This is a genomic window from Pedobacter sp., from assembly GCF_035317785.1.
Classification (GTDB): Bacteria; Bacteroidota; Bacteroidia; order Sphingobacteriales; family Sphingobacteriaceae; genus Pedobacter.
This window is the reverse complement of record NZ_DATHGC010000182.1, coordinates 1-21,247: the sequence shown is the minus strand read 5'-3', so window position 1 is coordinate 21,247 and position 21,247 is coordinate 1. Positions and strand designations below refer to the sequence as shown.

Annotated in this window: 16 protein-coding genes; 5 read left to right on the top strand and 11 right to left on the bottom strand. The window is 44.2% G+C overall.

The annotated features are described in order from the left end of the window. Position 1 precedes the first annotated feature (1 nt). The 3 genes from VK541_RS11115 to VK541_RS11105 all read right to left on the bottom strand — a co-directional run bounded on the left by VK541_RS11115 (position 2) and on the right by VK541_RS11105 (position 5,097). Positions 2–2,797, bottom strand: a complete 2,796-nt coding sequence (locus tag VK541_RS11115) for a 2-oxoglutarate dehydrogenase E1 component (protein ID WP_324370015.1) — start codon at positions 2,795–2,797, stop codon at positions 2–4. A gap of 66 nt (positions 2,798–2,863) precedes the next feature. Beyond that, the gene (locus VK541_RS11110; RefSeq protein ID WP_324370013.1) at positions 2,864–3,742 is read right to left on the bottom strand and encodes a MerR family transcriptional regulator; all 879 of its coding nucleotides are present in this window, start codon (positions 3,740–3,742) and stop codon (positions 2,864–2,866) included. Between the two features lie 77 nt (positions 3,743–3,819). Then, positions 3,820–5,097 carry a DASH family cryptochrome gene (locus VK541_RS11105; protein ID WP_324370010.1) on the bottom strand — a complete coding sequence of 426 codons (1,278 nt, stop codon included), beginning with the start codon at positions 5,095–5,097 and terminating at the stop codon, positions 3,820–3,822. Between the two features lie 153 nt (positions 5,098–5,250). Here VK541_RS11105 and VK541_RS11100 point away from each other — a divergent pair, with 153 nt between their 5' ends. Both VK541_RS11100 and VK541_RS11095 read left to right on the top strand, forming a co-directional pair. Next, positions 5,251–6,159, top strand: a complete 909-nt coding sequence (locus VK541_RS11100; RefSeq protein ID WP_324370009.1) for a TIGR01777 family oxidoreductase — start codon at positions 5,251–5,253, stop codon at positions 6,157–6,159. Then, complete coding sequence (locus VK541_RS11095; protein WP_324370007.1) at positions 6,156–7,469, top strand: deoxyribodipyrimidine photo-lyase; 1,314 nt, start codon at positions 6,156–6,158, stop codon at positions 7,467–7,469. Before VK541_RS11100 ends, VK541_RS11095 begins: the two co-directional genes overlap by 4 nt. On the opposite strand, the gene VK541_RS11090 is transcribed toward VK541_RS11095, so the two are convergent. The 7 genes from VK541_RS11090 to VK541_RS11060 all read right to left on the bottom strand — a co-directional run bounded on the left by VK541_RS11090 (position 7,470) and on the right by VK541_RS11060 (position 16,771). Next, positions 7,470–8,405, bottom strand: a complete 936-nt coding sequence (locus VK541_RS11090) for an FKBP-type peptidyl-prolyl cis-trans isomerase (RefSeq protein WP_324370005.1) — start codon at positions 8,403–8,405, stop codon at positions 7,470–7,472. 17 nt (positions 8,406–8,422) lie between these two features. After that, a complete protein-coding gene (locus VK541_RS11085) occupies positions 8,423–8,917 on the bottom strand; it encodes an FKBP-type peptidyl-prolyl cis-trans isomerase (protein ID WP_324370003.1) in 495 nt (164 codons plus the stop codon). A gap of 122 nt (positions 8,918–9,039) precedes the next feature. Next, positions 9,040–10,830, bottom strand: a complete 1,791-nt coding sequence (locus VK541_RS11080; RefSeq protein ID WP_324370001.1) for an acyl-CoA dehydrogenase family protein — start codon at positions 10,828–10,830, stop codon at positions 9,040–9,042. A gap of 11 nt (positions 10,831–10,841) precedes the next feature. Beyond that, complete coding sequence (locus VK541_RS11075; RefSeq protein ID WP_324369999.1) at positions 10,842–12,020, bottom strand: acetyl-CoA C-acyltransferase; 1,179 nt, start codon at positions 12,018–12,020, stop codon at positions 10,842–10,844. Positions 12,021–12,043: 23 nt separating this feature from the next. Continuing rightward, positions 12,044–14,407 (bottom strand): 3-hydroxyacyl-CoA dehydrogenase/enoyl-CoA hydratase family protein, encoded by a 2,364-nt coding sequence (locus VK541_RS11070; protein ID WP_324369997.1) that lies wholly within the window; start codon positions 14,405–14,407, stop codon positions 12,044–12,046. Continuing rightward, a complete protein-coding gene (locus VK541_RS11065) occupies positions 14,385–14,843 on the bottom strand; it encodes a MarR family winged helix-turn-helix transcriptional regulator (RefSeq protein ID WP_324369995.1) in 459 nt (152 codons plus the stop codon). Before VK541_RS11065 ends, VK541_RS11070 begins: the two co-directional genes overlap by 23 nt. A 152-nt stretch (positions 14,844–14,995) precedes the next feature. Continuing rightward, positions 14,996–16,771: a long-chain fatty acid--CoA ligase gene (locus VK541_RS11060; protein ID WP_324369993.1), complete on the bottom strand. Its 1,776-nt coding sequence runs from the start codon at positions 16,769–16,771 to the stop codon at positions 14,996–14,998. 366 nt (positions 16,772–17,137) lie between these two features. Between VK541_RS11060 and VK541_RS11055 the strand changes: the two genes are divergently transcribed. Further along, positions 17,138–17,602 (top strand): hypothetical protein, encoded by a 465-nt coding sequence (locus VK541_RS11055; RefSeq protein ID WP_324369991.1) that lies wholly within the window; start codon positions 17,138–17,140, stop codon positions 17,600–17,602. 182 nt (positions 17,603–17,784) lie between these two features. On the opposite strand, the gene VK541_RS11050 is transcribed toward VK541_RS11055, so the two are convergent. Continuing rightward, positions 17,785–19,539 (bottom strand): M61 family metallopeptidase, encoded by a 1,755-nt coding sequence (locus VK541_RS11050; protein WP_324369990.1) that lies wholly within the window; start codon positions 19,537–19,539, stop codon positions 17,785–17,787. Between the two features lie 221 nt (positions 19,540–19,760). Here VK541_RS11050 and VK541_RS11045 point away from each other — a divergent pair, with 221 nt between their 5' ends. Further along, positions 19,761–20,840 (top strand): efflux RND transporter periplasmic adaptor subunit, encoded by a 1,080-nt coding sequence (locus VK541_RS11045; RefSeq protein WP_324369988.1) that lies wholly within the window; start codon positions 19,761–19,763, stop codon positions 20,838–20,840. A 9-nt stretch (positions 20,841–20,849) separates the two neighbouring features. Beyond that, positions 20,850–21,247, top strand: a 398-nt coding sequence (locus VK541_RS11040; protein WP_324369986.1) for an efflux RND transporter permease subunit, incomplete at its 3' end; no start/stop codon positions are given.

Sequence of the window (21,247 nt, the reverse complement as noted above, 5' to 3'; positions counted from 1 at the left end):
TCTAATCTACATTAAATACTTTACTCACAGACTTCTTAGCGATCTTTTGATCCTGCTCAGTGACCGGTGTTTCAAAGGCTTTTGCTAAAATATAAGCTTGCTGGTCTGCATGTTGTCTTGCAAATCCGGTAGCCGTACTGCTGCTTTCTTTTCTTGAGATCACTTCAATGTCACTAAAGGTAGTTTTTCTTAATCTGCGAAGCAAATACGGCCATGCGCCCATGTTTTCCGGTTCTTCCTGAACCCACAGCGCTTCTTCAGCATTTTTGTATTTCCTATATACAGCTTCCATTTGCGCCAATGGTGTAGGATACAGCTGCTCTATTCTTACTACGGCTACATGTTTGATCTGGTCTTTTTGTTGTTTTTCGAGCAGCTCATAATAGATTTTCCCGGAGCAGAACAATACCCGGGTTACATCAGCTGCCTTCACATTTTTATCAGCGATTACCTCCTGGAACTTACCTTCTGTAAATTCTTCAAGTCCGGACACACAAGCAGGATGACGCAAAAGGCTCTTCGGCGTAAATACCACCAAAGGCTTTCTGAAGTCACGCTTAAATTGTCTGCGCAAAGCATGAAAGAAGTTTGCGGGAGTAGTACAATTGGTTACCTGCATATTATAATCCGCGCAAAGTTCCATAAAACGCTCAATACGTGCTGAAGAGTGTTCAGGACCCTGGCCTTCATAGCCATGTGGCAGCAAAAGCACCAGGCCATTTTCACGCTGCCATTTCGTTTCTGCACTGGCGATATACTGGTCAACCACGATTTGCGCACCGTTAAAGAAGTCTCCGAACTGTGCTTCCCAAATAGTTAACGCATTCGGATTGGCCATTGCATACCCATACTCAAAACCCAGGACACCATACTCTGAGAGATGTGAATTGTAAATATCAAAAGGGGCCTGCTGATCAGATATATTTGCAAGTGGGATGTACTCTTCCTCAGAATCCTCAAGGGTGATTACTGCATGCCGGTGAGAGAATGTGCCGCGTTCCACATCCTGTCCGCTTAGACGAACTCTCTTGCCTTCAGCAAGCAAAGTTCCATAAGCCAGCTGCTCTCCCATTGCCCAATCAAAAACATGCGTGGTGTTCGCCATTTTGCTGCGTTCTTCAAAAAGCTTTTCTATTTTCTTAAAGAATTTCTTATCTGTCGGCAATGAACTTATTCTTTTAGCAATCTCCAGAAAAGTAGTCTTTTTAACAGCGGTATTGGGAGATTCCTCAAAATCTTTTGGTGTCGCAATACGCATATCTGCCCATGCACCTCCAAATTTAACATCCTGATAGGTAGAGGTAACCTCTTTGGCTTCATTCAGGCGCTCCTGCAAAATGCCGCGAAACTCTTTTTCCATTTCTTTCGCCAGACTTGCTTCCATTTTACCTTCAGAGATCAGTTGCTGAATATAAATGTCACGCGGGTTGGCATGTTTCTCTATACTTTTATACAATAATGGCTGTGTAAATTTAGGTTCATCGGCCTCATTATGACCAAATCTGCGGTAGCATAGAATATCGATAAACACATCATTCTTATACCGCTGACGATACTCCATAGCCAGATTAATGGCATAAACCAATGCTTCAACGTCATCACCGTTCACATGAAATACCGGAGAAAGCGTCACTTTAGCAATATCGGTGCAGTAAGTGCTGGTACGGCCGTCTTTATAATTTGTTGTAAAACCGATCTGGTTGTTAATAATCAGGTGAATAGTCCCGCCAGTTTTATAACCATCCAGGCCGGCCATCTGAATCACCTCGTACACAATGCCCTGCCCGGCCACAGAAGCATCACCATGGATCAATATCGGTGCGATGCGCGCATCATCACCGCCATATTTAAAATCTATTTTAGAACGGGTCATTCCCTCTACCACGCCATTTACAGTCTCCAGGTGAGAAGGATTAGGGCACAGGCTAAGGTGCACACTTTTACCGTCATTTGTAGTAACATCAGTTGAATACCCCAGGTGATACTTTACATCGCCGCCAAACGGAGACTCCGCACTATAACCCTTGCCTTCAAATTCAGCAAAAATATCTTTATAGGTTTTTTGCATGATATTGGCCAGCACATTTAAACGGCCTCTATGCGCCATACCAATCACAAATTCTTCAATACCAAGCTCCGCCCCTATTTCAATTACCGAATCCAAAGCGGGAATCAATGCTTCAGCACCCTCAAGTGAAAAACGCTTTTGGCCAAGAAATTTAGTTCCTAAAAAGTTTTCAAAACTCACGGCTTCGTTTAACTTTTTCAATATCCTTCGTTTCTCATCTATCGAGAAATTTGGCGTATTGCGTACACTCTCCATCTTTTGCTCAATCCAGCTTAAGACTTCAGGGGTACGAATGTATTTATATTCTGCACCGATCGAATGGCAGTAGGTCTGTTTTAAGAAGGTAACAATATCGCTCAGCTTGGACGGGCCGATTCCTATTTCAATACCTGAATTGAACACGGTGTCGAGGTCTGTCTTTGACAGCTCAAAATTTTCAATTTCCAGTGTTGGCAGATGCTGGCGTCTTTCCCTAACCGGGTTGGTCCGGGTAAACAAGTGGCCACGCTGTCTGTAGCCGTTAATTAAATTTAGAACATTGATCTCTTTTAAAAAGTGCTCAGGGGCCTCTGAACTAACGACGGTTCCTGATGAGTTTCTGCCAAAGTCGAAACCCTCAAAGAACTTCTGCCATCCAAATTCTACAGAATTAGGTTCTTCTTTATACGATTGATATAGGGATTCTATGTATTCGGCGTTCGCGCCATTGAGATAAGATAAATTATCCATTATATGTGAATTGCTGTAAGTATTGCAAAATTAGGTTTTTTTACCTTAAAAAACAGGTAAATGCGGCTATAAATCTTCAAGAAATTCAACCATGTCACAAACATTTTTTAGAGGCGTAAGCTGATCTTTAACCAGAATGTCGAATTCCGATATCAAACTTCCTGCCACCAGCAAGGGGACCTTGAGATTGTCCATCACTTTTCCAATAATTTTATTTATGTTTTTACCTAAATTTAGTGAGGTGAGTACAATAAAACAATAATCAGGCTTGTAAGACTCCGCTACTTTTTTGAGATCCTGATAAGGAATTTCAGACCCGAGGTATAAGGTATGCTGTCCGCACTTTTTTAACAGGTAGCGGGCAAACAACAGTCCTGTTTCATGCATCTCTGTTTCCGGCAGAAACAGCAGAAATCTTTTAGGATCTGGTTTATCCGGCATTTCAACCTGATCTATCTCCACGATCAGCCTGTCTCTGATCAGGTTTGCGGCAAAATGCTCGTGCGAGGGATCGATAGCTCCGGTTTGCCACAGCATGCCAACTCTTTTCATAAACGGAAACAACATTACATCCATCGCGTTAATCAATCCCATTTCTTTAATGCAGCCTGCCAATATTCCCGAAAATGTCTCCTCATCATATTCAATAGTCGCGTTAGACAAATTGAGCATCTGAACAGAGTCGTTGTTCCAGTCGGTCTTGAGTTGTGCCACCAGATCTGTTATTTGCTTTTGGCTCATTCCGGCAATTTTACTGATCTTATACCCATTTTCATTCAGCGTCACGATGTTGAGCAACATCTTCAGGTCGTCTTCATCATAAAATCTGATGTTCGTTGGTGTACGTTTAGGAGGTACAAGATTGTATCTGATCTCCCACGCCCTTATGGTATGAGCTTTTACGCCGATCAGGCTCTCTATGTCACTTATAGAAAATTTTTTCACGCCATTGATTAATAACAAACGTTAAACAGCTTTCTTTACGAAACAATTATTGTTTAACAATTCGTCGAAGATAGCAATTAATATAAAACTACAACATCCATAATTTTGAATTGTTTTTCCAAATCAAAAGCCCCTTTTGATCCAACTGACAGTCCCGCGCCCGCCACATTTGCCCAGTTCCCCCAGTTGCTTGCAGCAGAATAATCCGTCAGTTTCTCTTCAAAATATGCCGCTCCTTTAGTCCAGTGTGCTTTTATAATATGGATGAGGTAAGTTGCTACGATCAGTCTGCCCGCATGGGGAATAAATCCCGAGCGGTTCAGTTCCTGCATGTATTTATCCACCAGCAAATGTCCTGTTTCCCCTGCTTTCCATTTTTTTACCAAATCCGAATCTTCCTCCACAGGTGCCGCGATCAGCTGTTCAAAATCCGGCTCCTGAAAGAATTTGATACCATGTTTTTTAAACATAAACCTAAAATAGTCGCGCCAAAGCAAACCCAACAGCACCTGATTGAAATTTGAATTACCACCAAACTCATTTTCTGCGGCTTTAAATTGCCAATACACTTTACGCGGAGACAAACAGCCCAAGGCAAGCCAGGCCGAAAGTTTAGATGAAAACCCGGGGCTATCCGTGGTTACTTTGCTGCTGTTTTTTAAATAGATTTCTGACCCTTGTTCCAAAAGCTCTTCCAGGTGTGCCAATCCCGCTGTTTCACCGCCTTCAGCATCCTTACCTGCAGTGATGTGTTCCCCATCATCAAAGTTCAAATCTTCCAGACCAGGCAGAGCCCCCCATTCCTTATTTTCGACAAACGAGATCTGTTTCGGAGTTTCAAAGCAGGACTTCACTATTGCATCTCTTTCCGTTTTCTTCTTGAACTGGCTAAAAATATCAGGAATATCCTTTATTGGAAAAGGCAGATCTTCCTTGTTATAAAGTGTATGGCCAATGAAATGTCTGAGGTTGATCTTTTGTTTCCACAAGGCATCCTCCACATGAGCAGATATATCGGTCTCTTCCGGACCAACTTCCCTGTGATGGTAAACCTCCGAAATTTCAAATCTCTCCACCAGATCCAATATGCTGTCTTCCGGCCTCCCTTGAATCAGCAGAATATCGCCCCCAAAACCCTGAAAAGCCTTTCTAAGCGCATAAATGCTTTCTATCAGAAACCGGGCCCTGGTCAGACCCGTTTTTGCCGTTTCAAAACGGGTATTTTCAAAGTATCTTGGATCGAAAAAATACACAGGCAAAATACTGTCCGATTTAGCTATCGCTTCTACCAGCATTTCGTTATCATGCAGGCGAAGGTCGTTTCTAAACCAAACCAATATCTTCCTTGACTTCATTAGCTTTGAGCTGAGTTTTGTTACAGATTACAAAAATATACGAAATAATAGCTTAGTTCGAATGACTAACGCAATATTTACATAAGCAAAACAAAAAAAACTGTAATAATCCGTTTTATAAAAACCAAAATCAATACCAGAGGTTCTTTTATTATGAAGAAGCACATTTTAATTACCGGCGCAACCGGCCTGATTGGCAAAAAGCTGATCCATGCATTGCAGGAAAACGGACACACCATTTCTGTTCTTGCCAGGAAACCCGGCAAAATTAAGAATGTTACCGTTCATTTATGGAACGTATACAAGCACCAGATTGATCCTGCTTGTATCCAGGGAGTAGATACCGTGATACACCTGGCCGGTGAAGGCATCGCTGAAAAGAAATGGACCAAAGAGCGTAAGCAAAAGATCATTGACAGCCGCGTCTTGTCTGCTCATCTGATTCACAAACTTATAAAAGATGCAAACGCACCGGTAAGAGCCTTTATTTCGGCTTCAGCTGTCGGTTATTATGGTGATTGCGGCGATGAAATCCTGACTGAAAGCTCATCCAATGACTATGGATTTCTGGCCGAATGCTGCAAGTTGTGGGAAGATGCGGCAGACAAAGGGAAATCTCTTGGCATGAGGGTCGTTAAATTCAGGATCGGCTTCATTATGGCCAGGAGAGAAGGAGCGCTGGCTGCACTTGACAAACCCATTCGTCTTTTCGCAGGCGCCCCCTTAGGCAGCGGCAGGCAATGGGTTCCCTGGGTGCACATTGACGACATCATATCCATGTTTACAGCGGCCGTTGACGAACCATCAATTAATGGGGCTTACAATGCCTGTGCACCGTTTCCTGTAACCAATGAAACATTGACCAGAGCAGTCGCCAAAGCATTGCATCGCCCGGTATGGCCCATCCATGTACCTGAAAAGGTATTGGAGATGATATTGGGCCAAATGAGCAATGTGGCGCTCATTAGCAACAATACTTCAGCGCAAAAATTGCTGGACGAAGGTTTTAAATTTAAATATACCCATTTGGAAGATGCTTTGGCAAACATCTATAAAAAATGAAAAAAGAAGTTAGTGTTTGCTGGTTCAGAAGAGACCTCAGAATAGAAGACAATGCTGCATTGTTCCATGCACTCAAAGGAAGCCATCCCGTTTTGGTCCTGTTCATATTTGACAAGAATATCCTGGAGAAGCTATCAGACAAGCAAGATGCCAGACTGACCTTTATATACCGGACCCTGGAAGACCTGAACCAGCGACTGATCAGCCATCATTCGGCCATCCTGATCAAATACAACACCCCTGAAAAAGCCTGGGCGCAAGTCCTCGAAGAATACGATGTCCAGGCAGTTTTTACAAATCACGACTATGAACCCTATGCAAGAGAACGGGATAACAGCCTGGCAGAATACCTTGCATCTGAAGGCATTACCTTCAAAACTTTTAAAGATCAGGTCATCTTTGAAAAGAACGAAATCCTAAAGTCCGACGGCCAACCCTACACGATCTTCACACCCTATTTCCGTCTGTGGCAGCAAAAACTCAATGAATTTTATGCAAAGTCATACCCAGTCGGGAAATACCTCAAAAAATTGCTCCGGACCCAGAGTTTCTCTTTCCCCGGACTCCTGGAAATGGGATTTGAGCTGTCAGATCAGAAATTTCCAACCCGGAGCTTTGAGCATAAACTTGACGCCTATGAAAAGAAAAGGGATTTCCCCGCGGAAGATGCCACCACACACATCGGCCTCCACCTTAGGTTTGGAACAGTCAGCATTCGCCATGCTGTTAAAAACGCGATCGATCATAAAGCAGAAAAATGGCTGTCAGAATTGGCCTGGAGGGATTTTTATATGATGATCCTCTGGCATTTTCCATATGTCGCTAAAAATTCGTTTAAACCCGCTTATGACCATATCGCATGGAGAAACAACGAGTCTGATTTTAATGCCTGGTGCGCAGGCAAAACCGGCTATCCCCTGATAGATGCAGGGATGAGACAATTAAACCAAACGGGCTACATGCACAACCGCGTACGCATGGTAGCAGCAAGTTTCCTCACCAAACATCTTCTGGTGGACTGGCGTTGGGGTGAAGCCTATTTTGCAGAAAAATTGCTGGACTATGAAATGGCAAGCAATGTAGGCGGATGGCAGTGGGCCTGCGGCTGCGGCAACGATGCCGCACCCTATTTCAGGGTTTTCAATCCCGAACTGCAAGCAAAGAAATTTGACCCTGAAAACAGGTACATCTATAAATGGGCACCCGAATACAAAGAACAAAAGCACATCCAACCTATTGTTGAACATGCTTTTGCAAGAGAAAGAGTCTTAAAGGTTTTTAAAGCTGCGCTAAATGAACAGCCGTTATAATTAAGGAGTTACGTCTAAAATTTCTATATCAAAATCCAAACAGGCATTTCTGGAAATAATCAACTGACCCGTTGAATCATCGGTTGCACCGGCCGCTCCATAGCCAAGCGCAGAAGGGAAAATTAACCTGATCTTGGTACCTTTTCTATACTTCTTCAGCAAACCCCATCCTGATACCAAATACCCAAGTTCATTCTTAAATGTTCCGTCAGTAAAGGACTGAAATACAGTCCCATCCAGATACCGGCCTGTATAACTCGCCGTTATTGTAGCAGTACTTGTGATGGGTTCTGTACCTGTACCCTCCTGCGTCACAATGTAGTAAATACCCGCTTCAGGATCTTTAAGCGGAGTAAGTTTATTACTAGCCACAAACTCAACGATCCGTTTTTCATCAATTGCTGACTGGCTGTCCGCATAAGTGGTCACCGTAATATCAAGAATTTCGTTAGAAGGGATATTTAGACTCGCAATTCCGTTTTTGCCAAAACCCAGGGAGGAAGGAAGAATAATTCTGAAGCTGCCGCCCGCTTTAGTCTGATTGAGTAAGGTTGGAATTGCTTTCACATTAATCCCTAAAACCTCGTTTGTATTACCCAAAAAAGAAAGCTGGCTTGAATAACCCACAAAAGTTCCAAGGTTCAAAAAATCAGGTGAAGCATAATAAACCTGACCAGTCAGCAATGACTTGAGCGAGAGATTATAACGAACTGAATCCGTATTTGTATAAACATTTCCTGTTCCGGCATTAAGCACCTGGTAATAATACCCTGTACCTTCCGGGTCTTTAACGGCGTTAATGTTATTCTTTTTCAGATACTCTTCAATCTTTGCACCATCTATATTTTCGGCAGTCTCATATTCCTTTTCACATGAACTCAATATGACCATCAGGGCCAGTAACATAAAGGTATACGAGGATATTTTTTTTAACATATTTATCTATTTTCCTTTTAAAATATTCTTTTCTTTTTTATAACATTTCTGATTCTGACCATAAAATCCAGGGGTGAATTGGCAGGTATGGTGCCAACTACCACGTCTCTGTAAGCCAAAGGCGAGGGCACCAGCAAGCGGATCTGTCCACCTTCCCTTATCAGGGGCAGTCCAGATTGCCATCCCGGTATACCCTTTTCAAGTGCAAACTTATAAAGCGAACCGCCATCAACCCGGCCCACTACAGTATCTCTCAGCAGTTTGCATACGTACTCGACCTCAAGCGTATCTGTCAGCTCAATGGCATCGGCACCCGTTCCAAGGGTATCAATGTGATAGAGCAACCCGCTTTCATGTTTGGTAAGCTCAATACCATTTGCATTCGCCCAAAGCTTAATACTGTCTTCTTCGATTGCAAAACGTTCTGCCGGATCATAGACTTCAGGTTTTTCACAAGCAGCAATCACACCGATCATGAAAATCAACCCAGGTAAAAGTCTATTTTTTAACATAATGCACAAAAGTAGTCTTTTATTAGAGATGGCACAATTTTTAACCAATTTTAACAATTCTACCCTAAATAAAAATGCCCGCAATCAACTTACGGGCGCCCAGTTTAGTTATGAATTATTAATTAAAAGCAGTATTTGTTGGCCGCTGTCAATTGCTGCGCCACCTTCTGCCTTACCTCTTTTACATTAAAAGGTTCAGATTTTGTAAACCTCTTCAATCCCACCATCATCATTCTTAGTTCATCACCTTCTGCAAAAGCCCACAATGCTTCCTTGCCAGCTTTCTGTATGGCATCCAGGGCCTCTACAAAATAGATCCGCATCAGGTTCAATTGTCCTTCGCTGGATTCAGCTCCTTTCAGGCTCACCAATTTTTCTGTTCTCAGCATAGCTGATTCCGCTACATAAACATAACCAGCCATATCTGCGATATTCATCAGGATCTCCTGCTCTTTTGACAGGCTCATCATCAGTTTCTGCACAGCAGCCCCCGCCACCATAAGTGTTGCCTTTTTCAGGTTTTTGATGGTCTTTTTCTCCGCTGCAAAGAGCGCATTATCTTCCTCACCAAAGTCCGGGATGGACATCAGTTCGGCAGCTACAGCCGTCGCCGGTGTCATCAGGTCCAGTTCCCCTTTCATTGCCCTCTTGAGCATCATATCTACCGTCAGCAACCTGTTGATCTCATTAGTCCCTTCAAATATCCTGTTGATCCTGGCATCACGATAAGCCCTGTCCATTGGCGCTTCCGCAGAAAAGCCCATACCGCCATAGATCTGCACCCCTTCATCTACCACATAATCCAGCACCTCAGAGCCCCAGACCTTTAGAATGGCACATTCCACAGCAAACTGTTCTGTTGATTTCAGCTTTGCTTTTCCCTCATCCATTCCTCCGGCTACCAGCGTATCGTAAGCATCATCTATATTTTGCCCTGCACGATAGTTGGCAGATTCAACCGCGTATACTTTTGAAGCCATTTCAGCAAGCTTGTACCGGATGGCACCATATTTTGAAATCGGCCTGTCAAACTGGATCCGTTCATTTGAATAATTGACAGCCGTATCAATCACTGATTTAGAAGCCCCGATAGCAGCGGCTGCTAATTTTATGCGGCCGATATTTAGAATGTTGACAGCGATCTTAAAGCCATTTTGTCTTTCAGAAAGCATATTCTCCACCGGCACAGGGCAATCATTAAAAAATACCTGCCTGGTTGATGATCCCTTGATGCCCATCTTATGCTCTTCCGGATTCATGGTAATGCCGCCAAATTCACGTTCCACAATAAAGGCCGTTAAATTGGCATCGTCATCTATTTTGGCAAACACAATAAAAACATCGGCAAAACCGCCGTTAGTGATCCACATTTTCTGACCATTGATCAGATAATGCTTTCCGTCCTCAGTGAGCTTTGCTTTAGTCTTACCGGAATTAGCATCAGAACCGGAATTGGGCTCAGTCAGGCAATACGCCGCCTTCCACTCACCGGTGGCCAGTTTAGGAATGTATCTATCTTTTTGTTCATTATTTCCATAATAAAGGATCGGCAACGTACCAATACCTGTATGGGCAGAAAGCGCAACAGCAAAAGAATGTCCGGCACCGATCACATCAGCGACCAGCATTGAAGTGTTAAAGTTCTTCCCAAAACCGCCATATTCTTCAGGAATAGATACCCCCAGAATTCCAAGTTCACCGGCTTTGTCCATCAAAGAAGGCATCAGGCCCTCTTCCTGGGTATCAATCCTGTCCAGATTGGGATAAATCTCTGCAGCCAGAAAATCACGGCAGGTCTGGGCAATCATATTTTGCTCTTCATCAAATTCCTCCGGAATAAATACATCCTGGTAAGCTGTTTCGGTGATTAAAAACTCCCCTCCCTTAATTGTTTTTTTATCTGTAGTTTCCATAATGTAATAGATTAAAGCATTTCAAAAATTCCGGCCGCACCCTGTCCGCTACCCACACACATCGTTACCATTCCGTATTTCAGCCCCCTTCTTTTTAATTCGTTAAATAATTGTACTGATAATTTAGCCCCTGTACATCCCAATGGATGGCCCAATGCTATCGCTCCTCCATTTACATTCAGCTTATCAGTATCCAATCCCAAAGTGCGTATGATGGCCAAAGATTGTGAAGCAAAAGCTTCATTAAGCTCAATCAGTTCCAGCTGATCCAAAGTCAATCCGGCCTGCTTCAAAGCTTTAGGAATAGCATATATAGGCCCGATCCCCATAATTCGCGGCGGCACACCGGCTACACCGTAGCTCACCAGACGCGCAACAGGCTCGACACCGAGTTCTTTCATTTTCTTTTCAGACACTACCAGCACAAAAGCCGCACCATCAGAAGTCTGAGAGGAGTTACCTGCAGTGACACATCCATCGGCAGCAAATACAGGTTTCAGCTTGGCCAGTTTATCTAAAGAAGTGTCTGCTCTGGGACCTTCATCCGTATCCACCACATAAGTCCTGGCCTGTTTTTTCATGCCCGCATCCAGGTAGTTCTCCGTTACAGTAATGGGCAGCACGCCCTCCTTTAAATGTCCGTTTTTAATCGCCTCCACCGCCTTCATATTCGACTGATAGGCAAATTCGTCCTGATCTTCCCGGCTCACATTATATTCTCTGGCGACTGCTTCCGCCGTCAAACCCATCCCCCAGTACCAGTCCGGGTTATTTTTGGCTACATCAGGATTGGGTACTACTTTCCAGCCGCCAAAAGGCATACCAGACATCACTTCTACCCCACCGGCCACAATACAATCCGCCATTCCGCTTTTGATCTTGGCCACCGCAGTGGCAATGGTCTCCAGTCCTGATGCACAATATCTGTTTATGGTCACCCCGGGTACTTTATCGGTATCCAATCCCATTAGGGAGATCATACGGCCGATGTTCAGGCCCTGCTCTGCCTCCGGAGTTGCATTGCCCACGATCACATCATCAATTTCCTCCTTGTTCAGATTAGGAACTGAGGCCACCAGATGCCTGATGACTTCGGCAGCCAGGTCATCCGCCCTTGTAAAACGAAATACACCACGGGGGGCTTTGCCTACCGCAGTACGGTATCCTGCTATAATATATGCTTCCTGCATGTCAGTATCTATTTATTAAACGGTTAATTCCTTAAAGGTTTGCCTTTGGTCACAATACTCTGTATCCGTTCCAGGGTTTTGCGCTCACCGCACAGCGATAAGAACGCTTCCCTTTCCAGGTCCAGTAAATATTGTTCCGTTACTTCAGTGGGTGAAGACAAATCACCGCCGCACATGACCCAGCCCAGTTTTTCAGAGATCTTCTTGTCATGTTCAGAGATGTAATGTCCGGAGTACATGGTATTCGCTCCCGCATATACGATCCCCAGACCTTGTTTACCCAGCACTTTAATGTCTTTTCGCGGAACAGGCCTGGTGTAACCCGCATCGGCCAGCTCTATAGCCCTGGCTTTTGCATCAGCGATCAGCCTGCTCCTGTTCATGGTGATGGAATACTTATCTTTTTGCAGATAACCCAGTTCAAAGGCCTCCACCGCAGAGGTAGAAACTTTGGCCATTCCTATAGTCAGGAAGCGGTCCTTAAGTACCTGCTGAACAATCTGGTCATCACTATACTCATCCGAAGCACGCAAAGCAAACTCTTTGGTACCACCCCCGCCGGGGATCACACCCACACCAAACTCGACCAGCCCCATATATGTTTCTGCATTGAGCTGCACATGATCGGCGTGCAGGCTAAACTCACAGCCACCGCCCAGCGTCAGATTATGTGGAGCCACCACTACCGGAATGGAAGAATACCTGATGCGCATACTGGTGTTCTGAAACAACCTTACTGCCATGTTCAGTTCTTCCCATTCCTGCTCCACCGCCATCATAAAGATCATCCCTACATTAGCACCGGCGCTAAAATTAGCCCCGTCATTGCCGATCACTACCCCTCTGTAATCTTTTTCCGCCATGTCAATGGCTTTATTGATCGCCTGCAAAGTATCGCCGCCAATGGTATTCATTTTGGAATGAAACTCCACATTGATGATCCCATCGCCCAGATCAATGATCGAAGCTCCGGAGTTTTTCCAGATCAGCTTGTTGGTCCTCAGGTTGTCAAGAATGATAAACTCCTCGGTACCAGGCACCGCTTTATAACTTTTAGAAGGGATGTCGTAATATTTTCGAACACCATCTTCCACTTTGTAAAAAGAAGAATTCCCTGCAGCAAGCATTTCATGGACCCAGGCCGCAGCCTCATGTCCGTATTTTTTCATGCCTTCGATAGCTTCTGCCACACCAACAGCATCCCAAACTTCAAACGGACCAAGGTCCCAGCCAAACCCTGCACGCATCGCATCATCAATGCGGTACAATTCATCAGCTATTTCCGGGATACGGTCAGACACATATTCAAACAAGCCAAAGAAAGAAGCCCTGAAAAGCTCTCCTGTCTTATCCTTACCAGCGGCAAACACCCTCATCCGGTCCTTTACATTTTCAATGGATTTGGTCTGGTCCAGCGTAGCAGATTTTACTTTCACCTGAGGCCGGTATTCCAGAGTTTTCAGGTCCAGCGCGAGGATCTCAGTTTTACCCTCAGCCGTCTTGGTCTTTTTATAGAAGCCCTGACTTGTCTTATCACCAAGCCATTTATTGGCGGCCATCTTTTCCACGTATGCCGGAAGCTTAAACAAATCATGCGCTTTGTCATCCGGACAATTGTCATAAAGTCCCTTAGCCACCTTGATCATCGTATCCAGTCCTACCACATCAGTCGTACGGAAGGTTGCAGACTTGGGCCTGCCCAGTGCCGGACCAGTAAATTTATCTACCTCTTCAACCGTAAGCTCCATCTTTTCTACCAGATGCAGCAATGCCATAATTGAATATACTCCGACCCTGTTGGCTATAAAGGCGGGTGTATCCTTGCACAAAACAGTAGTTTTCCCTAAAAACTTGTCCCCGTAGTGCATCAGGAAATCTACCAGTTCAGGCCTGGTGTGCGGTGTAGGAATAATTTCCAGCAACCTCAGATAACGCGGCGGGTTAAAGAAATGCGTTCCGCAAAAGTTAGCTCTAAAATCATCACTTCTGCCTTCCGCCATCAGGTGGATCGGAATTCCGGAGGTATTGGAGGTCACCAGCGTACCGGGTTTGCGGTGCTGCTCCACTTGTTCAAATACTTTTTTCTTGATGTCAAGGTTTTCCACGACAACCTCTATGATCCAGTCATACCCGGCGATCTTTGCCATGTCGTCTTCAAAATTACCGGTACTGATCTTACCCAGCACTTTTTTGGAGTACACCGGTGAAGGATTGGTTTTAACGGCAGTTTGCAAAGCAGCATCAACAATACTGTTCCTGGGGCCCTCTTTGGGCACGATATCCAGCAGCAGCACCTCTACACCTATATTGGCAAAATGACAGGCGATACGGGAACCCATAATACCGGAGCCCAGCACCGCAACCTTATTTATTTTTTTGTTCCTCATCTTGAGTAGGGATTGAATATGCTAAAGTGAGTTTGTTGAGTTTCTGCAAAGTATTGATCAGGTTGTTCTTTTCGGGTATGGTCATATTGGCATTCAGGTATTCATTAAAAGAGATGACGACCCCTTTGGCCAGCTGCCGCTTTTCTACCCCAAACTCCGTCAGGTAAACCTTTACCGAGCGCTTGTCGCCCAATGAAGCCTCACGGTAGATCAGCCCCAGTTCTTCCATATTGTTTAACATCCGGGACAAACTGGTCGCCTTTACACCAAGCAGACCTGCAAGCTGTGTCACAGCTGTACCTTCTTTATCAATATTGATCAGGACATAACCAATGGCCTGGGTTATTCCAAAACCAGAAGCGATCTGGTTATACGTGTTGGCTACGTTCTGCCAAACTACCTTCAAAAAATAATCTACTGTTTCCTGCTGTTTCATTAAATACTATGCTTGCATAACAAAGCTATCGAATTAATAATTAGTTTCCAAGCACAATCTTCAAAATTTTATTATGCAAAAAAGCCATTCAAAATAATTGAACGGCTTTTTAAACTAAATACTATTTCAGACTACAAATTGTATTTTTAGATTTATTCGGACGTCTTATAATTTTCGGCATCGGCATATATCTTTTCTATCAGTTCTTTATTTTTCTCCAAAATTACTTTCCGCTTCAAACTCAGCTTCGGTGTAAGTTCACCGCCATCGATGCTCCAGGGTTTGTTCAGCAGGGCAAATCGCTTGACCTGTTCCCATTTGCCAAAATCCTTGCAGGCATTTTTTACGATCTGGTCAAACTTGACCAATACCTGTTCATTTTTAGCCATTTCCTGATCGGTGGTGTAGTTGATTCCTTTTTTCTGTGCCCATAATTTCAATGCTGGGAAATTTGGCACAAACAGGGCCGCCGGAAATTTCCGGTTTTCCCCCAGCACCATCACCTGTTCCACCAATGGGGTCTCCTTAAATTTGTTTTCCAGCATCTGGGGAGCTACGTATTTTCCGCCGGCAGTTTTAAAAATCTCTTTTATCCTGTCAGTGATCTTAAGGAACTTTCCGTCAACGAGCTGTCCGATATCCCCGGTATGGAACCAGCCATCTTTATCAATGGTTTCAGCGGTGAGGTCGTCCCGCAGGTAATAACCCTTCATAATATTGTGACCGCGCGCCAGCACCTCCCCGTCCTCGGCAATTTTGACCTCTACACCTTCTATTACAGGACCTACTGTCCCAAACATGGTATTCCCAAAATGGTTCACGGTGATCACCGGAGAAGTCTCTGTAAGACCATAGCCTTCAAAAACGGGCATCCCCGCTGCCCAAAAAATCCTCGCCAGCCTTGGATTTAGCGCGGCTCCTCCCGAAATGATGACCACGATGTTGCCACCCAGCGCTTCCTGCCATTTTTTAAAAATCAGTTTGCGGGCAATGCCAAGGTTAAACTTATAAAACCAGCCCTTTTTAAATTCAAATTTTTCAGCCAGGGAAACCGCCCAGAAGAACAGTCCCCTTTTGATCCCGGTTAGCGCTTTGCCCTTTTCCATGATCTTTTCATAAACCTTTTCCAGCAGACGCGGTACCGTAGAGAAAACATTAGGTTTTACGTACTGGATATCGGCAACAATGGTATCCATGCTCTCCGCATAATATACGGCAACGTCGCAGTACATATAAAGGTAAACTACCATGCGCTCAAAAATGTGTGACAATGGCAGAAAACTCAGCCCTTTTTTGATTCCTTCAGGCAGCAATACAGCAGAGTTTTCAAAATTTTTGACCAGGTTATCGTGGGTCAGCATCACGCCTTTGGGTGTACCTGTCGTACCTGAAGTATAGATTAAAGTTAAAATATCATCTGGTTTTATCTGCGTTCTGTAACTGTCCAGATCGACCTCGAGGTCATGCCCTGCTTTTACCAGTTCTTCCCAGTGGGCGACATTCTTTACCGCGTTGAACGTATAAATCTTGATGTCATGTTTTAGTTCCTCACAAACCGCTTTTACTTTGTCGTAAATGGCTTCATCGGCCACAAAGATCAGGCTGACCTCCGCATTTTCCAGAATGAACTTAATGTCGTGTTCCGCAAGCGTGGGATAAAGGGGCACCTGGTAAGCGCCCAGCTGCATGATCGCAAAATCAGTAATGTTCCATTCAGGCCTGTTGTGAGACATTACCGCTACCCTCGATGCTTTGCCAATACCGATACGGGTCAGACCCCGGCTCAAATCGTCCACCGTGCGGCAAAAATCGGATGTGCCATATTTTTTCCACTCGCCGTTTACCTTACCGCTTATAAATTCTTCTTTCGGAAATTTCTCTGAGCTGTATTTGAGCAGATCAAATACCCTTGTTATTGTTTCGGCCATGGCGTATAGCTTTAATTATAGATTTGGTTCATTTATGAATGTAAAGCAATATAAGAAAAAATATGTGTGATGAGCTTCCTTACTATGTGGTATATGCTTCTATATCCTCAGGGAGTTTTTAGGGAAACAATAAGGACATCTCTCAGGCCTTTTTAGGGTCGGGGGTCATGCAACCCCCTAGCAACCCCCTAGTAAGGGCCTTGAGACGGTGGAGAGGATATAGCCGCAGCAGTCACACAGGATGAAGGCAGGACTGATCTGGCATAACTTTTTACAGATGGGCAAAAAGATATGAAGACTTATGTGCTATCGGCACAATAGTTGTTAGGTTTCGTTTATCTATAAAATTAAACAAATACTATGATTATGAAAAAATTACTCTTTACGCTAGTTGCTTGTGCAGGCCTGTTTTTATTTTCGAATACAGCTCAGGCTCAAAACTATAAAACCGCATTGGGTATGCGCATCGACGCGGGTGACGGATCAACAGGTGTCGGCTTCAATGTAAAACACTTTTTTTCCAGCAATGGTGCGGTGGATGCCAACCTGATCTTTTTTGATGGTAATGTTGTAGGGCTTGGAGCAGAGTTTCAATACAACGACAGGATTACAGGAGCTAAAGGACTGGACTGGTATGTAGGTATTGGCCCAAATTTCCTGTTTGGCAAACATGCTACAGCAGTACAATTGAGACCGACTGCAGGTCTGGATTTCAAGGTCCCGGGCGCACCAATTGATTTTGCGTTTGACTGGCGTCCAATGTTTACCTTAAACCAGGGAACAGAATTTACCGCAGCCAGATTTGGTATATCACTGCGCTACGCATTTTAGAAAAAATTAATCTCTACCCGATTAAAAACAAACAAGGCCCCGGTAATACCGGGGCCTTGTTTGTTTTTAAGATAAATTCAGGTTGTTTAGATGAATTATCAATTTGTCTTTCTATTCCAGCATCCTGACCACGCGTGATGCATAAACTCCCGTAAAAAATAATACTATGAAGAGGCATCGCATTATTTTTTACCCAACCACATCACCCTCACCGCAACTTTCCCCGCACTTGCATCCGCATCAATAGTTGCTTCCAGCTTCACATTGGGGTTCACCTTCAGTTTCACAGCATTCGTTTTGATCAATCCGTCCCTTCTTATTGTAAACACCACATCATCACCTGCTTTCCTGCTCGTGATGGCCGGCATCTTATCTATCGCAGCTTCCACCGGAACTCCGTCAACATAAAGGACCTCATCGTTCACATTCAGACCGCTGGTCCATGCTGCGCTGCCGCGGACAACAGCAGAGATCACTATACTCCCTTCGATTTTTTTGGAAGCCGCACCAAGATAAGGTGTATTGTTCCCATCAAACAGGTCTTTAACACCAATACCCGCATAACCCAAATACTTCTTGTATTCGATCGGGTCAGTTCCATTCACATATTTCTTCCAAAAATCAGTAAAGCTGATTCCACTGATTTTTTCTGTCATGGCTTTGAATTCGGCATCGGTATAACCCCTGCCTTTTTTTTTATAATATTCCTGGTACATCGCATTCATGACATCATCAAGACTCTTAGTCCCCTTTGTGGCGTTGGAGATCTCAAGATCCATGAGCAAGCCAATAATCTCTCCCTTATTGTAATAAGAAATGGTTGAATTGCTGGAATTCTCATTGGGTCTGTAGTATTTGATCCAGGCATCATAACTGGCCTCGGAAGCCGACTGCACTTTGGATCCTTGCGTATTCATGACCACGGAAACTGCGTCAGCAAGCGCCTGAACAGTTTCCTGTTCGGTAAAAAAGCCTGCCCTCAACATCAGTTTATGCTCAAAATAAGCGGTAAAACCCTCAGCAACCCAGAGATTCGTCGTGTAATTTTCATTGTCATAATCAAAAGGGCCCAGGGCAAAGGGACGCAAACGCTTCACATTCCACAGGTGGTGATACTCATGGGCCACCAGTGCTAAAAAGCCCTTATATTTCTTTTCATCAGTATAAGCGTCGCGCGTGGCACCTAAAACTGTAGAATTTAAATGCTCCAGGCCACCGCCTGACAAAAAGAAATTGTGCACAATGAACGTATAGTGTTTATTTGGGTTTTCACCATATATTGCTGTAGCTTCTTCCACTATTTTAGCCATATCAACCTTTAGGCGTTCTTTATCATAATTGCCGCCGCCGTACATGGCCACCTCATGTTTTATGCCTGATGCGGTAAATTCAAATACATCCTGGTTGCCAACTTCAAGCGGGCTGTCGTATAAGATGTCAAAGTTCGGCGCGGTATAAGTGAACGCTTCGCCGGCTATCGGCTCCAGCCCTGTGGACACTTTTTCCCATCCTGCAAATGGTTTGATCTTTACGGTGCTCGGCAAGCTGATCATCCCATCGGGATACATAAAAATACTTGCGCTGGATAAAAATGCGTGGGTATTGTCTATAAAGGCGGTACGTACAGATGGTTCATTGGCATATACTCTATACTGAACTGCAAGTGTTTTTGCTTTGCCAGTATAGACTCTCCAGGTGTTTTTCCTTACTTTCTCAAACTTAAGGGGCTTACCGCCTGTGTTTGCCTTAAATCCTTCCAGGTTTTTAGCAAATTCACGTACCAGGTATGACCCTGGTGTCCATACCGGCATCTTCAGGTCAACATAATCCTTGTTCAATCCGGAGATGGTCATCTCTACTTCGGCATAATGCGCCTGAGGCTCAATAAAGCTCACCTCAAATTGTATCTTTATTTGGGATTTGCTTGTCATACTCATAGCTAATAAAATTAATAAACCTGCTAACGATCCTTTCATGCCACAAACTTAGAAATAATTTTACTGATCTTATGCCCCTTAAAAAGTACGCAGGGTAAAGTTTGGATTTATGTAACTTTAAGCATGAAGTTGGGATTTAGGCTGTAACATCCTTAATACAAGCAATTGCAGGCAGCATATTTGAATATTTTTGCATTCAACTAACGAGGAACACACCAGATATGAAGTTAAGATATATCATTTACGCCGTCATCATTTTAGGGCTTGTTTATTTAATTTATTACAGGATTTCTGCAAATAAAAAAATAGAAGGACAGGGCGGCGGCATGAGGGGCGGCAAGGGCGGCGGGCCGCAAAGTGGTTTGCAGGTAGAGGGTATCGTGATCAAAGCCAGTGATTTCGCTTCAGACCTCGAAATTACAGGAACACTGGAAGCCAATGAGGCTGTTGAGCTTCACAGTGAGGTCTCTGGTTTGGTAACCAGCATAAATTTCAGGGAAGGCTCTAACGTCTCTAAAGGAAGTCTGCTGGTCAAAATTAACGACAGGGACATACAAGCTCAGCTGCAGGATGCGCTAACCAAACAAAAGTTATCGGCTACAAATGAGCACCGCTCCAAACAGCTGCTGGAAAAAGGCGCAATAAGCCAGGAAGAGTATGATACTTCGCTGGCTGATCTGGAATCGTTAAAATCACAGACACAATTGATCAGGGCTCAACTGGCAAAAACTTCTATCCTGGCGCCTTTTAGCGGAAAGATAGGTCTGCGCTCGATTTCAGCGGGCGGATACCTTACCCCAGCTACTGCCATTGCAAACCTGTCAAGCATCGATCCGTTAAAGATCAGTTTTTCTGTACCTGAGAAATATATCGGACAGATCAGGCTGAACTCAGAAATAACATTTCATACTGATGGTTTTAACAAAGCTTTTACAGGAAAAGTCTTTGCGATTGAACCAGGCGTAAACGTGCAGACCCGCACCCTGCAAATCAAGGCTTTGGTGCCCAATGGCGACAATGAGCTTTTGCCGGGTTCATTTGCCAAAATAAAATTGAAACTGAGTACACTTAAAGACGCTATACTGATCCCTAATGAGGCCATAATTCCGGTATTAAAGGGGAAAACCGTTTTTGTAAGCAGGAACGGCAAGGCACAGCAGGTAGATGTAGAAACTGGCACACGTACTGCTGAACACATTGTGGTCACCTCAGGATTAAAAGTAGGTGATACAGTAATGACCACCGGTGCTATGGCACTGAAACCTGATGCCCCGGTAAAAGTAACTGTGGTTAAAAACTAAATCCCCATCATGAGCATTTCGACCACGAGCATAAAAAGACCTGTACTGGCTATAGTCATGAACCTGATGATCCTGCTGTTTGGGGTGATCGGATACAACTTCCTGGGCATCAGGGAATACCCGAATATTGACCCTACCGTAGTTTCGGTGAGGACTTCTTATCCAGGCGCCAACTCAGATATTATTGAATCTCAGATCACTGAGCCTCTTGAAAAATCCATTAACGGGATAGACGGGATCAGGAACATTTCATCTTCAAGTAATCAGGGAAGCAGCAATATCACCATAGAATTTAACCTGGATAAAAATATAGACGATGCGGCCAATGACGTGCGTGATAAGGTATCACAAGCAGCAAGGAGCTTACCGAAAGATATTGATGGCAACCCGGTGGTGAGTAAGGCTGA

Coding starts and splice junctions, on each gene's coding strand:
- VK541_RS11075 (WP_324369999.1), bottom strand. CDS start 12,020: ATGCAGGAAGCATATATTATAGCAGGATACCGTACTGCGGTAGGCAAA.
- VK541_RS11100 (WP_324370009.1), top strand. CDS start 5,251: ATGAAGAAGCACATTTTAATTACCGGCGCAACCGGCCTGATTGGCAAA.
- VK541_RS11105 (WP_324370010.1), bottom strand. CDS start 5,097: ATGAAGTCAAGGAAGATATTGGTTTGGTTTAGAAACGACCTTCGCCTG.
- VK541_RS11095 (WP_324370007.1), top strand. CDS start 6,156: ATGAAAAAAGAAGTTAGTGTTTGCTGGTTCAGAAGAGACCTCAGAATA.
- VK541_RS11115 (WP_324370015.1), bottom strand. CDS start 2,797: ATGGATAATTTATCTTATCTCAATGGCGCGAACGCCGAATACATAGAA.
- VK541_RS11085 (WP_324370003.1), bottom strand. CDS start 8,917: ATGTTAAAAAATAGACTTTTACCTGGGTTGATTTTCATGATCGGTGTG.
- VK541_RS11065 (WP_324369995.1), bottom strand. CDS start 14,843: ATGAAACAGCAGGAAACAGTAGATTATTTTTTGAAGGTAGTTTGGCAG.
- VK541_RS11050 (WP_324369990.1), bottom strand. CDS start 19,539: ATGAGTATGACAAGCAAATCCCAAATAAAGATACAATTTGAGGTGAGC.
- VK541_RS11090 (WP_324370005.1), bottom strand. CDS start 8,405: ATGTTAAAAAAAATATCCTCGTATACCTTTATGTTACTGGCCCTGATG.
- VK541_RS11080 (WP_324370001.1), bottom strand. CDS start 10,830: ATGGAAACTACAGATAAAAAAACAATTAAGGGAGGGGAGTTTTTAATC.
- VK541_RS11055 (WP_324369991.1), top strand. CDS start 17,138: ATGAAAAAATTACTCTTTACGCTAGTTGCTTGTGCAGGCCTGTTTTTA.
- VK541_RS11045 (WP_324369988.1), top strand. CDS start 19,761: ATGAAGTTAAGATATATCATTTACGCCGTCATCATTTTAGGGCTTGTT.
- VK541_RS11060 (WP_324369993.1), bottom strand. CDS start 16,771: ATGGCCGAAACAATAACAAGGGTATTTGATCTGCTCAAATACAGCTCA.
- VK541_RS11070 (WP_324369997.1), bottom strand. CDS start 14,407: ATGAGGAACAAAAAAATAAATAAGGTTGCGGTGCTGGGCTCCGGTATT.